At 75.0% G+C, this 12,594-nt stretch carries 11 protein-coding genes; 7 read left to right on the plus strand and 4 right to left on the minus strand.

Features of this window, described 5'->3' with window-relative positions:
• Positions 1-236 precede the first annotated feature (236 nt).
• The 4 genes from ACZ407_RS11970 to ACZ407_RS11985 form a co-directional block, all read right to left on the minus strand.
• Positions 237-578: a hypothetical protein gene (locus tag ACZ407_RS11970; protein ID WP_468127722.1), complete on the minus strand. Its 342-nt coding sequence runs from the start codon at positions 576-578 to the stop codon at positions 237-239.
• Positions 579-753: 175 nt separating this feature from the next.
• Entirely contained in the window at positions 754-2,094 is a 1,341-nt protein-coding gene (locus tag ACZ407_RS11975) for a chaplin (protein WP_468127724.1), read from the minus strand.
• Positions 2,095-2,221: 127 nt separating this feature from the next.
• The gene (locus ACZ407_RS11980; protein WP_468127726.1) at positions 2,222-2,455 is read right to left on the minus strand and encodes a chaplin; all 234 of its coding nucleotides are present in this window, start codon (positions 2,453-2,455) and stop codon (positions 2,222-2,224) included.
• 309 nt (positions 2,456-2,764) lie between these two features.
• The gene (locus ACZ407_RS11985) at positions 2,765-3,166 is read right to left on the minus strand and encodes a rodlin (RefSeq protein WP_468127727.1); all 402 of its coding nucleotides are present in this window, start codon (positions 3,164-3,166) and stop codon (positions 2,765-2,767) included.
• 543 nt (positions 3,167-3,709) lie between these two features.
• On the opposite strand from ACZ407_RS11985, the gene ACZ407_RS11990 reads away from it, so the two are divergent.
• From ACZ407_RS11990 to ACZ407_RS12020, 7 genes are read left to right on the plus strand one after another with little or no spacing between them, the layout of a single operon-like run.
• On the plus strand, positions 3,710-4,798 hold the full coding sequence (locus ACZ407_RS11990; protein ID WP_468127729.1) for a DUF3344 domain-containing protein: 1,089 nt from the start codon (positions 3,710-3,712) through the stop codon (positions 4,796-4,798).
• Positions 4,799-4,818: 20 nt separating this feature from the next.
• Positions 4,819-6,015 carry a glycosyltransferase gene (locus ACZ407_RS11995; RefSeq protein WP_468127731.1) on the plus strand — a complete coding sequence of 399 codons (1,197 nt, stop codon included), beginning with the start codon at positions 4,819-4,821 and terminating at the stop codon, positions 6,013-6,015.
• Positions 6,012-7,547: a sugar transferase gene (locus ACZ407_RS12000; protein ID WP_468127733.1), complete on the plus strand. Its 1,536-nt coding sequence runs from the start codon at positions 6,012-6,014 to the stop codon at positions 7,545-7,547. The genes ACZ407_RS11995 and ACZ407_RS12000 overlap by 4 nt, the downstream gene beginning before the upstream one ends.
• Before the next feature lie 2 nt (positions 7,548-7,549).
• On the plus strand, positions 7,550-8,905 hold the full coding sequence (locus ACZ407_RS12005) for an O-antigen ligase family protein (RefSeq protein ID WP_468127734.1): 1,356 nt from the start codon (positions 7,550-7,552) through the stop codon (positions 8,903-8,905).
• Positions 8,902-10,686, plus strand: a complete 1,785-nt coding sequence (gene murJ, locus ACZ407_RS12010; RefSeq protein ID WP_468127736.1) for a murein biosynthesis integral membrane protein MurJ — start codon at positions 8,902-8,904, stop codon at positions 10,684-10,686. The genes ACZ407_RS12005 and murJ overlap by 4 nt, the downstream gene beginning before the upstream one ends.
• Positions 10,676-11,449: a polysaccharide deacetylase family protein gene (locus tag ACZ407_RS12015; RefSeq protein WP_468127738.1), complete on the plus strand. Its 774-nt coding sequence runs from the start codon at positions 10,676-10,678 to the stop codon at positions 11,447-11,449. Before murJ ends, ACZ407_RS12015 begins: the two co-directional genes overlap by 11 nt.
• Positions 11,446-12,594: a glycosyltransferase gene (locus ACZ407_RS12020; protein WP_468127739.1), complete on the plus strand. Its 1,149-nt coding sequence runs from the start codon at positions 11,446-11,448 to the stop codon at positions 12,592-12,594. The genes ACZ407_RS12015 and ACZ407_RS12020 overlap by 4 nt, the downstream gene beginning before the upstream one ends.

The following is a 12,594-nucleotide window of genomic DNA, read 5'->3' on the forward strand; positions in this document are numbered from 1 at the left end:
TCCCCCACCCCCCGGCGACAAACCCACCCCCCCCCCCCCCCCCCTCCTCCCCCCCCCCCCCCCTCCCCCCCCCCCCCCCCCCCCCCCCCCCCCCCCCACAGCCGTGTGTACGGCCGGACGGGCCGGCCCCGTGCGCCGGGGTGCGCCCGTACCCGGGTACGCGAAAGCCGTCCCTGCCGGGGCAACTCCCTCGGCGTGGACGGCTCTTGCGTACCCGGGTACGGGCGGCGGTCGGGTCAGCGGCCGCCGTTGAGGTGCACGCCGCCGAGCAGCGGGGTGGCCTGGGTCAGGAGGTTGCCGGTCTTCAGGGCCTCGGCCGGCAGGTCGTTCTTGGCCTTGTTGACGTCCCCGACGGTTTCCACGGCCGTGTTCACGGCGGAGCCCTGCTCGTCGAACGCGTTGATGAGGTGTCCGCCGAGGTTCTCGCCGAGCGGTGCCGCGGCCTCGGCCACCTCGAACGCGCCCCCGTTCAGGCTCATGGGGACGGCGCCGGCCGCGTCGGCGGCGAAGGCGGGGGCACCGGCGCCGAGAACCGCCACCGAACCCGCGACGACAGCGGCGACCTTCGAGAACTTCATTTCGAATCCCTTTCCCGAAGCGGCGCCCGGTGCGCCGCTTTCGTCCTGGGTAACGAGCCCCGTCCGCCCCGGAAACTCCACCCCTCGCGCTTTCTTGCGGACGTCGGAACGGCAAACGGCCGGAGAATCCGTACGGGGGATTCTCCGGCCGTTTTTCGGATGGCCGTTCTTCCGATCAAACGGAGATACGGGAACGGCGGTAGAGAACGGCTCCGCCGAGCAGCATCGCGGCACCGAACGCGGCCGCGGTCAGCGGCTCACCCGCACCGGTCTCGGCGAGGACGGGGACGTCCGCGGCCGGCCGGGGCGCCGGGGCGGGCGCCGGTGCGGGAGCGGGCGCCGGGAGCGGGGTGACGGCCGGGCCGCCGGGGGCCGGGACGGGCGCGGCCGGCGGCAGGGAGACCGGCCGGTCCTCGTTGGGCCCGGACGGGGGCTGGTCCGCCTGCGGAGCCGCGGGGGCCGCGGGGGCCGCGGGGGCCTCCGGGACCGCGGGGACCTCCGGAGCCTGCGGGGCGGGACGCACGGCCTCCGGTGCCGCGGGCGCCGGGGCGGGGGCGGGGACGACCGGGGCGGGCGCCGGGGCCTCTTCTTCCACGTGCCCGCGGCGGGGACGGGGCTCGGGGACCTCGGCGGGCACCGGGGCGGGGGCCGGGGGCTTCACCTCCGGCACCGGGACGGGTGCCGGGGCCGGGGCCGGAAGGGTGTGCGCCTCGTGGACCGGCTCGGCCGCGGGCTTCGGTGCGGGCGCCGGGGCGGGCGGGGCCTCGTGGACCACCGGGGCGGGGGCCGGCTTCGCCTCCGGCTGCGGCTTCGGGTGGGGCTTGGGGTGCGGGTGGGGCTGCGGCTTCGGGGCCGGCTTGGCGTGCTTGGGCTTGTGCGGCCTGGGCGCGGGCGGGGCCTCGTGGGCGGGCCCAGGCTTGGCGTGCGCCGGGCCGGGCTTCGCGTGGTGCGGCCGGGGGCGCGGGGCGGGAGCGGTGTGGTGCGCCGGCGGGCCCGCGTGGTCGTCGCACTCCTCCTCCTCGGAGCCGTAGCCGGGGCCGGGCTCGTGGCGGGGAGGGGATGCGTGGCGGGGTGCGGGCCGGTGGCCGCGGGGGCCGCCGTAGCCGCCCTCGTCCTCGTGGCGGTCCTCGTGCCGCGCCTCCTGCTCGTGCCGCGGGGGGTAGCGGTCGGCGAGGTAGCGCTCGTAGTCGCGGGCGGTGCCCGGCTCCAGGTAGCGCTCGTAGTCGTAGCCGTGCCCGTATCCGCGGGGCTCGTGCGAGGTGACGTTCGCACAGTTGTTGCCCATCGCCGGGTTGAGCATCCCGACGCCGTCGATGCTGTTGCCGCAGACGTTCGGGGACACCGTGACCGGTACCGCGACGCTGTTGCCGGACAGCACGCCCGGGGAGTGCGAGGCCTCGGCAGTGGCGCCGGGATGCGCGAACGCCGCACCCGCCCCGAGGGACAGCAGGCTCGACGCAGCCGCGGCCGTGAGCATCCCCTTGCTCAGCACCTGTCGGCTCAGTACCTGTCGCATGGGTCCTTCCCTGTCTGCCGGCTCCCTGGCCGGCGCTGGAATTCAAGGTGGCCTCGGAGTGCACCGCCGTGCACTCCGAGGCCACCCCGAGGAGGTTTGCCCTTGCGGGCGCAGACGCGTCGCTGTGTCAGTCGTTGACGCAGACGTTGCCGAACGCGGGGTTCAGCAGGGCGATCAGGTTGGCCGAGTTGCCGCAGACGTTCACCGGGATGTGGACCGGGACCTGCACGAGGTTGCCGGAGAGCACGCCGGGGGAGTGGGCGGCCTTGCCCATGGCCTCGGAGTCGGCCATGGCGGGGGTGGCGGCACCGGCGGCCATCAGGACGCCCGCGGTGACCGCGGCTGCCTTCGTGTACTTCATTTTCTTCAATCCTTCCCGCAGTGGTGGATGCCGTCGCACGCACGACCATCGTGGTGCGCCCACAGTTTTCTGTCCGTCGACACCGCTGCAGTATGAGAACGAGTCCGGAGGGGAAAAGAAACCGGGTTTTGCAGGGGAGGTCGGAGGATTTCACCCCAATGCCCCCGAGGAGGAATTCCGGGACCGGCGTAGCGTTTTTTCGAGATCTTTTTCCGGGGTTCCGGAAGTGCTCGGAATTCGGAATTCCATACGACGAGGCCGCCGCGACCCGCGAGGGTGCGGCGGCCTCGGGTGAGGGGAGCCGGAGGCTCAGCTGCCGGCGGAGACGTTGCCGGACAGGATCGGGATGTTGTCCAGGATGTGCGAGAGCGGCTCGTCGCCCTTGGCCTGGGTGCTGTTCTCGGTGCACTGCTGGGTCTGCGGCGCGGACAGGATCGGGATGTCCTGGACACCGACGTTGAGCAGAGCGACCAGCGACTGGGCGTTGACCTTGGCCGGCAGGGCGACACACGGCTTGTTCAGCGAGCCCTGGATCAGCGCCATCTGCGGGCTCATGTGCCCGTAGGTGGCCTGGTTGCCGTAGACCTGGGCGGCACCGTTGCCGTTGACGGTGGTGACCCCGCCGTCGTTCCCGATAGCCATAGCCTGCGTCGCGCCCATGCCCACGACGGAGGCCGCGGCCACCGCCGTGGCCATCATCTTCTTGATCACTGTCGTCCCTTTTCTGCAGGATTGCCCGGTACAGGAGCACCCGGATCAACGTCCGGCCGCTGGTTTGGGTTGCGTGTGTTCACCCGATTGGCGGCGCCGGCGGAGCAGCCCGGGCGGGTGCTCGAACGGTCGCCTTCGTGGACAAGTGCCTTGTCCGGCGGGCTACTTGCCGCCGCGGGCGGAGCCGGACGCGGGGTCCGGCAGGGCGCACGCGCGCGCGGCGCTGCCACACGCGTTCGCCGGCCCGGCCGCCGGAACCCGGTGCGGGCCGCGGCTCAGGACATCCGGATTCATCTCCGTATTTCCTTTCGTCCGGGGCCTGGTGCCCGGCCTTAACGACGCGCCGTGCGCAAGGGTGCGCACGATCGCCCAAAAGGCCGTACGCGCGAGTCCGGCGTGATTTCCACCCCGATTTCTGACAAAGTGCACTCCTGTTTTGACGCCTTGATCAAAAATGGAGGCCGGGACATGTCGAAGGCTGTGAAGTCGACCGGGCGCACCGCTTTCCGGGCACTTGCCGCACTGTCCTGCCTCGGAGTTTCGATGGCCCTTCCGACGGCCCGGGCGGCCGTCCCCGCGGCGGACGGACCGGGGGAGTCGGCCCGGCTCCCCTTCACTCAGCGCTACCACGCCGTCCAGCACGGCGGGCTGGTGCGCGCCTCCAACTCGGGCATCAGCTGCGGCCGCCGGGCCGACCAGGACTCGCAGTCCTGCCGTGAGGTCAAGCGGGGTGCGGCGGGGGTCAACAGCGAGTTCGACATGTTCTACAGCGACCTGGACAAGGACCCGAACACGTACAACTCCACGCGGGCCGAGCTGCGCGTCCCGGCCGGGGCCAAGGTGACGTACGCACGGCTCTACTGGGGCGGGAACCTGCGGGTCGGCGAGCAGAAGCCGCCGGAGGACAACGGGCGGGTCCTGGTGGCGGAGCCCGGCGGGGAGTACAAGGAGGTCCTGGCCGACACCCGGATCGGCCACCGCACGGGCGGCGGCAGCGACGCCTACCAGGCCTCCGCGGACGTCACCGCCCTGGTGCAGGCGCGCGGGGCCGGGGTGTGGACGGTGGCCCAGCTGAACATCGCGATGGGCCAGTCGGAGGTCGGCGCCTGGGGCGGCTGGACGCTCGTGGCCGCGTACGAGCACGAGAAGGAGCCGCTGCGCGAGCTGTCGCTGTGGGACGGCTTCGAGCCGCTCGCGGGCCGTGCGGACCCCGGCGGGGAGGACGCCGACCGGGAGGCGGGCCGGACCCGGGGGCCGGGGCTGGCGCTGCGGCTCGACGGGATGGCCGTGCCCGCCGGCGGTGGCGGGAAGGTGGGGATCGTCGGCTACGACGGGGACCGCGGGGCCCTCGGGGACTCACTCTCCGTCACGGCGGACAGCGGCAGGCGCGTGAACCTCAGCGATGCCGAAAACCCGTTCAATGATGTGATGAATTCTACTATCACAGAATTCGGCCGACCTGCCTTCAAGCGGCAGCCCGAACACATGAACAGCCTCGGATACGACGCGGACGTCTTCGATCTCGCTCCCGCGCTGTCCAGCGGGGCCCGCAGCCTGAATTTCGGGTTCGAGGCCGAAAGTCAGGGACATTTCCTCGGCGTGCTCTTCGTACAGGCAGACGCACGCCGCTGAACGTACGGAGATCACTCCTCGTGCAGTCGGACTCACACCAGCTCAGCAGCGCGCCGGCCGGGCACCGGCCGACCGTCCTCCACCTCGTCCAGCCCGTGGACGGAGGGGTCGCCCGGGTCGTCACGGACCTGGTCCGGGCCCAGGCACGGGAAGGACTGCGGCCCGTCGTGGGCTGCCCGCCCGGCGGCGAACTCGCCGCCGCCGCCCGCGAGGCCGGGGCGGAGGTGCACGCCTGGCGGGCCGGCCGGGCCCCCGGACCGGCGCTGGCCTCCGAAGTCCTCGGCGCCGGCCGCCTGGTCCGGCGCATCCGCCCGGACCTGCTGCACGCCCACAGCGCCAAGGCCGGGCTGGCCGGCCGGCTCGCCGTACGGGGCGCCCTGCCCACCGTCTTCCAGCCGCACGCCTGGTCGTTCGACGCCGTCGGCGGCACCACCGCGGCCCTCGCCCTGCGCTGGGAGCGGCTCGGGGCCCGCTGGGCCGACCGGGTGCTGTGCGTCAGCGAGTCCGAGCGCCGGGCGGGTGAAGCCGCCGGGATCGCCGCCCGCTGGGCGGTGGTCCGCAACGGGGTGGACCTCGAACGGTTCCGCCCCGGCGGCGGTGAGGAGCAGGCCGTGGCCCGCGCCGCCCTGCCGCTGCTGTCCCAGTCCTCCCCGCAGGGCCCGCTGGCCGTCTGCGTCGGACGCCTGTGCCAGCAGAAGGGGCAGGACGTCCTGCTGCGCGCCTGGCCCGAGGTCACCGCGCACGCCCCGACCGCCCGACTGGTGCTGGTCGGCGACGGGCCGGACGGCGAGCGGCTGCGCCGTTCGGCCCCGCCGGGCGTCCTCTTCGCGGGAGCCGCCACCGACATCAGGCCGTGGCTTCAGGCCGCCGATCTCGTTGTATTGCCGTCGCGTTGGGAGGGCATGGCACTCGCCCCCCTGGAGGCGATGGCCTGCGGCCGGCCGGTCGTGGTCTCCGATGTCAGCGGCGCCCGCGAGAGCCTGCCGCCCGGTCAGGCGCAGCTGTGCCTCGTACCCCCGGAGGACCCCACGGCCCTCGCCAAGGCGCTGGGCCGGCTGCTCTCCGAACCGCGGCTGCTCGACACGCTGGGGCGCCAGGCCCAGGAGCACGCGCGTACGGAGTTCGACGTGCGGCGCACCGCGGCCGCGGTCACCGGCCTGTACCACGAACTGCTGGGCCGGCCCCGGCCCTTGACCGAGGAGCACGACAGCCGATGACCATGGAGAGCGCACACGCTCCGCACACCGGGCGGAAGGCGCGCAGCACCCTGCGGAAGGGCCCCGGCCCCGCCCCGGCCGGAGGCACCGCCCTCCGCCCCTCGGTGACCTCGATCCACCCGCCCCGCGGGCCGCAGGCCGAGCAGGCCCGGCCCGCGGTCCGCCCGCAGCGGGTGCGCCGCCGGTCCCTCGTCCTGCCCCTGATCACCGCCGATGCCCTCGCCACCCTGCTCACCGCCGCGGCCGCACCCGGGCTGGACTGGCCCCGGGAGGCGGCCGCCCCGCTCGCGGTGGGGCTCGCCGCACTGCACGCCCAGGCGGGGCTCTACCGGCCGCGGCTCTCCCCGTCCGCGCTCTTCGAACTCCCCGCGCTGCTCGGACGTTCGGTGGTGCTCTGGTGTACGGCCGCGGCCCTCGTCGCCGCCGCACTGCCCGGCCAGGCCCTCGGCTGGCAGGCGCTCGCCACCGCCGTCGCCCTCCAGACCGTGCTGACCTGCGCCGCCCGCGGGGCCGTCCACCAGCTGCGCCGCCGCTCCGCGGTCCGCCGCCCGCGCTCGGCCCTCGTGGTCGGCACCGGCGCCGGGGCCCGGGCGGTGGCCGCAGCGCTGCACGGGCGCGCCGAGTACGGGCTGCGGCCGGTCGGGCTCGCGGACCCGGGGCCCGCCCCGGAGGGCGAGCCCGGCGGGGCGCTGCCGGTGCTCTGCACCCACGAGGACGTGCGCCGGGCGGTCATCCAGAACTCCGTGCGCGAGGCCGTGTTCACCCGGCCGCCCGAGGCCGACGAGCGCACCGCCGCCCTGGTCCGGCTCTTCCACGACCACGGCTGCCGGCTCTGGCTCGCCGACCCGGCCGGCACCGCCAAGGTCACCGGCATGCGGGTGGCCCAGCCCCACGACCAGCTGTGGGGCTTCGCCGTGCAGGCGATGCTGCCGCGGCCCGCGCGCCCGGTGGAGCGGCTGGCCAAGCGGCTCATCGACACCGTGCTCGCCTCCGTGGCACTGCTCTTCGCGGCGCCCGTGATGGGCCTGTGCGCACTCGCCGTCCGGCTCTCCGACGGGCCCGGGGTGATCTTCCGCCAGGAGCGCGTCGGCCTCTACGGGCGGCCCTTCACCCTGCTGAAGTTCCGCACCCTGCGCCCCGAGAACGAGCACGAGTCCGCCACCCGCTGGACCGTCGCCAACGACCACCGGATGAGCCTGGTCGGCAGCCTCCTGCGCAAGTCCTCCCTCGACGAGCTGCCCCAGCTGTGGAACGTCGTACGAGGTGACATGAGCCTGGTCGGACCGCGCCCCGAACGCCCCTTCTTCGTGGCCAAGTTCGCGAGCGTGCACCCCGGCTACGAGGCCCGGCACCGGATGCCCGTCGGCATCACCGGCCTCGCCCAGATCAACGGCCTGCGCGGGGACACCTCCATCGAGGACCGGGCCCGCTTCGACAACCACTACATCGACACCTGGTCGCTGTGGCAGGACCTGTGGATCCTGGCTCGCACCGCCGCCTCCTTCTTCCGCTTCCGCCTGGGAGGCAGCTGACCATGAGCAGCCTCGCACCCGGCGCAGCGCTCCCGCTGCCCGCCCTCACCGCACTCCGCCGCCACTGGCCGCTGCTGCCGCTCGCCGCCACCGTCCTGCTCCTGCTGCTGCCGCTGCCCGCCGGGGACGCCACCGCCTCCGGCAAGGTGACCCCCGCCGACGCGGCCTCGCTGCTGCTGGTGGCGGTGTGCGCCCTGCAGGCGCTGCGCGGCCGGGTGCAGCCGCTGACCCCGCTCGCCGCGCTGGTGCTCGGCGGGCCCGCCGCCGGGCTGGCCGTGGCCACCGCCACCGCCGGGGACCCGTACGCCGCCCTGCCCGGCTTCGTGCGCTACCTCCAGGTGTTCGTGCTCGTCCCGGCCGCCGTGGTGCTGCTGGTGCGCGACCGGAGCGAGTTCAGGCTCGCGGCCGGCTGCTTCTTCGTCCTGGCGCTGGTGCAGGGCGCGGTCGGCGTGGTCCAGTACGCCACCCACACCGGAGCCTCCTACCAGGGCGAGGACATCCGGGCCGTCGGCACCTTCGGACCCGGCGACGTCATGGGCATGGCCACGGTGGTCGCGTACGGGCTGATCGCCGCCACCGGCGTGGCCCTGGCCCCCGAGGGCACCGTCTCCCGGCGGCTGCGCACCGCGGCCACCGCCGGGGCCCTCGTACTCGTGGTGCCGCTGGTGCTCTCCTTCAGCCGCGGCGCGTGGATCGCGACCGCCGGGGCCGGGGTGGTCCTCATGCTGCTGACCGGCATCCGCCGGGCGGCCGTGGTGCTCGCCGCCCTCACCGCCGCCGGGGTCGTGCTCGTCGGCGGCTTCGGCGTGGGCTCCGCGATGATGGCCGAGCGGCTCACCAGCATCACCCAGGTGAGCAGCGCCCCCGACCAGTCGGTCGTGGACCGGTACACGATGTGGGCCGCCGCCGGCACGATGTGGCAGGAGCGCCCGGCCGCCGGTGTCGGCCTCAAGGGCTTCCCCGCCCACCGCGACGGCCACTCCGGCATCGGCCTGTCCGCCGGCAGCGACACCGCCGGCGCCGGCCAGGCCTTCGTCAAGCAGCCGCTGCTCTCCCCGCACAACATGTACCTGCTGGTGCTCAGCGAGCAGGGGCTGATCGGGCTGACCGCGCTCGCCGGCGGCTGGGCGGCCCTGCTCGTCGCCGGGGTCCGCCGGCTCCTCGCGCCCGACCCCGCGGCCCGCCGGATGCGCGACTGCGGGCTGGTCGCCACCGGCCTGCTGATCTGGCAGCTCACCGACTTCCTGTACGCCGACATCGGCGGCCCCTCCACCGTCCTCACCGGCGTGATCATCGGCCTGGCCGGCTGGTGGGCCCTCAGCTCCCGGGACACCCTCGAAGGAGCGCCCGCGCGGTGACCGACACGACGCCCGCGATGGGGACCCGGCTGCCCGGAGGGCCGCCCGGGAGCCCGCGCGCGGGCCGCCCGCCGGGAAAGCCCGGCCCGCAGCCCTCCGGGCCTGCGGGCCCGGTCCTGCCCTTCAAGGAGCTGGGCCGGCCCCCGGTGCCACCCCGCGAACCCGAGCCCGAGCGGCAGCCGGAAGCCCCGGCCCCGCTCGGGCGGTTCCTCGCCAAAGCGGCCGCGGTCACTGCCGTGATGACCGCGGCCGGAGCCGTGCTGGGACTGCTGCGGGACCAGACCATCGCGCACCTCTTCGGCGCCGGGCACGACAGCGACGCCTTCCTGATCGCCTGGACCGTGCCCGAGATGGCCTCCACCCTGCTGATCGAGGACGCCATGGCACTGCTCATGGTGCCCGCCTTCAGCCACGCCCTGGCCCGGCGGGCGGCCGGCCGGGCCGGGCTGACCCGCCGGGAGGCGCGCGCCCAGGACCCCGTACGGCTGCTCGTCGGGGCCACCCTGCCGCGGCTGGCCGTGGTCCTCGCCTGCGTGGCCGCCGTCCTCGTGGTCGCCGCGCCCCTGGTGGTCGCCGTCCTCGCCCCCGGCCTGCCCGATCCCCAACTCGCGGTCCAGTGCACCCGGCTGACCGCCCTGACCGTGCTCACCTTCGGGATCGCCGGGTACTTCAGCGCCGCCCTGCGCGCCCACCGCAGCTTCCTGCCGCCCGCCTCGATCTACGTCGCGTACAACGTCGGGATCATCGGGACCATGCTCACCCTCCACACCGTGTGGGGGGTGCGGGCCGCGGCCGCGGGGGTGGCCGTCGGCGGGCTGCTCATGATCCTCGTCCAGCTCCCCGGCTTCCTGCGGAACGTGGGCTTCGGCATTCCCCGGCCCCGCCGGGCCGACCGGCACGCCCGCGACCGGGACCGGCCCACCCTCCTCGCGCTCGGCATGCTCGCCCCCGTCATCGTCTTCGCCGTCTGCCGCCAGTCGCAGGTGCTCGTCGAACGCTTCCTCGCCGCCTCCCTGGAGCCGGGGGCCATCTCGCACCTCAACTACGCGCAGAAGGTCGCGCAGATGCCGATGGTGCTGTCCCTGATGATCTGCACCGTCACCTTCCCGGTGGTGGCCCAGGCCATGGCCGGCGGGGAGCGCGAGAAGGCCCGGCGGCGGGTGGAGCAGGACCTCGCCCTCGCCTCCCTCGCCGTGCTGATGGGCACCGCCCTCGTGATCGGCTACGCCCCGCAGATCATCCAGATCCTGTTCGAGCGCGGCGCGTTCACCCACGCCGACACCCTCGCCACCGCCGGGGTCATGCGCGTGTACGCCGTCGGGCTGCTCGGGCACTGCCTGGTCGGGGCGCTCAGCAGGCCCTTCTTCTCCACCGCCAGTCCCACCTGGTTCCCGATGGCCGCCATGGCCGCCGGACTCCTGATCAACATCGTGGCGGGGGCCTTCGCCGTGGACTGGTGGGGCACGTACGGGATCGCCGCCGCCAACGCGGCCGGCATCTCCACCACCGCCGCCCTGCTGCTCCACGGCCTCGGCTCCCGCGTCATCGCCATCCAGGTCCGCCGGGTCGCCACCAGCATCGGCCGGCTCGCCGTGGCCGCCGCCGCGGCCTGCGGCACGGGCTGGCTGGCCGGTCCGATGATCCCGAACCCGCTGCTCAGCACGGCCCTCGGCGCCCTGCTCGTGCCCGCCATGTTCGGGGCCACCGGCATGGCCATACGCGCACTCGAAGTCACCGCCCTGCCCGCCCTCATCACCCAGAGGTTCCGTCATGTCCGCTGAGACGGCGACAGCCGGCGCCCCGCCCGCGCCACCCGCCCGCGCCCCCAGGACCCCCTGGGTGCTGATGTACCACTCGGTCTCCGAGTTCACCGACCCCGCCGAGGACCCGTACGGGATCACCGTCACCCCCCGGGCCCTGGAGCAGCAGCTGCTGTGGCTGCGCGCCCGCGGGCTGCGCGGGGTGTCCGTGCGCGAGCTGCGCGCCGCGCGCGCCGCCGGCCGGGGGGCCGGGCTGGTCGGCCTGACCTTCGACGACGGGTACACCGACTTCCTCGTGCAGGCCCTGCCGCTGCTGCGCCGCCACGAGTGCACCGCCACCCTCTTCGTGCTGCCCGGCCGGCTCGGCGCGGAGAACGTGTGGGACCCGCTGGGCCCGCGCAAGCCGCTGCTCACCGCCGAGGGCATCCGCGAAGTGGCCGCCGCCGGGCAGGAGATCGGCTCGCACGGCCTGCTGCACCAGCACCTCACCGAGCTCCCCGACGACGTGCTGCGCCAGGAGCTCCAGGGCAGCCGCGAACTGCTGCGCGAGCTGACCGGCAGCGCCCCGGAGGGCTTCTGCTACCCGTACGGGACCATCGACCGCCGGGTGGTCGAGGCCACGCGCGCCGCCGGGTACGCGTACGCCTGCGCCATCGGGCCCGGCCGCCTCGGCGGGGCGTACGCCATGCCGCGCACCCACATCAGCCAGGCCGACGGCGCCGCCCGGCTGCGCGTGAAGCAGCTGCGCCACCGGGTGAAATACGCACGGGGGGCCGCCGCGTGAAGGCCCTGCACGTGATCACCGGGCTCGGCATCGGCGGGGCCGAGCAGCAGCTGCGGCTGCTGCTGCGGCACCTGCCCGTGCAGTGCGACGTGGTCACCCTCACCAACCCCGGCCCGGTCGCCGAGGGGCTGCGGGCCGACGGGGTCCGCGTGGTGCACCTCGACATGCAGGGCAACCGGGATCTGCGCGCCCTGCCCCGCCTGGTGTCGTTCATCCGCAGCGGCCGCTACGACCTGGTCCACACCCACCTGTACCGGGCCTGCGTGTACGGGCGGATCGCCGCCCGGCTGGCCGGGGTGGGCGCGGCCGTGGCCACCGAGCACTCGCTCGGCGAGGCCGAGATCGAGGGCCGCGCGCTGACCCGCGGGGTCCGCACCCTCTACCTGGCCAGCGAGAAGCTGGGGGCGGCCACCATCGCCGTCTCGGACACGGTCGCCGCGCGGCTGCGCGGCTGGGGGGTGCCCGCCGCCCGGGTGCACGTGGTCCCCAACGGGATCGAGGCCGTCCGCTTCCGCTTCGACCCGCGGGCGCGGGCCGCCGCCCGGGCCCGCGCCGGGCTGCCCGAGGACGCGTTCGTCGTCGGCGGGGTCGGCCGGCTGGTGCCCGGCAAGCGCTTCGACGTGCTGGTGCGGGCGGTTGCCGCACTCCCCGGCGCGCACCTCGTGATCGCCGGGGACGGGCCGGAGCGGGCCGCGCTGCGGCGGCTGGCCGCCGAGCTCGGCGCCGAGGGCCGGATCCACCTGCTGGGGGAGCGGGACCCGCTCGGCGACAGCGCCGACGGCCGCACCCCGGGGATCCCCGCGCTGCTCTCGGCGATGGACGTGTTCGTCTCCCCGTCCCGCGAGGAGGCCTTCGGGCTGGCCGTGGTCGAGGCCCTCGCCGCCGGGCTGCCCGTCCTGCACGTCACCTGCCCCGCCATCGACGACCTGCCCGCCGAACAGGCCCCCGGGGCCCGCCGGATCGGCACCTCCACCGAAGAACTCGTGGCCGCGCTGCGCGCGCAGCAGGAGGCCGGCCCCCGCCGGCTGCCCCCGCCGCCCGTGGTCCGCCGCTACGACATCGCGCACAGCGCCGAACGCCTGCTCGACGTCTACGCGCACGCCCTGGCATCCCCCTCCCACCCCGCCCCCTCCACGAAGAAGTGA

Source organism: Streptomyces sp. NPDC030809 (assembly GCF_055572195.1).

Excerpts from the sequence above, each read along its gene's own strand:
- ACZ407_RS11990 (WP_468127729.1), top strand. The coding sequence starts at position 3,710 with ATGGCCCTTCCGACGGCCCGGGCGGCCGTCCCCGCGGCGGACGGACCG.
- ACZ407_RS11970 (WP_468127722.1), bottom strand. The coding sequence starts at position 578 with ATGAAGTTCTCGAAGGTCGCCGCTGTCGTCGCGGGTTCGGTGGCGGTT.
- ACZ407_RS12000 (WP_468127733.1), top strand. The coding sequence starts at position 6,012 with ATGACCATGGAGAGCGCACACGCTCCGCACACCGGGCGGAAGGCGCGC.
- ACZ407_RS11980 (WP_468127726.1), bottom strand. The coding sequence starts at position 2,455 with ATGAAGTACACGAAGGCAGCCGCGGTCACCGCGGGCGTCCTGATGGCC.
- ACZ407_RS11975 (WP_468127724.1), bottom strand. The coding sequence starts at position 2,094 with ATGCGACAGGTACTGAGCCGACAGGTGCTGAGCAAGGGGATGCTCACG.
- ACZ407_RS12015 (WP_468127738.1), top strand. The coding sequence starts at position 10,676 with ATGTCCGCTGAGACGGCGACAGCCGGCGCCCCGCCCGCGCCACCCGCC.
- ACZ407_RS12005 (WP_468127734.1), top strand. The coding sequence starts at position 7,550 with ATGAGCAGCCTCGCACCCGGCGCAGCGCTCCCGCTGCCCGCCCTCACC.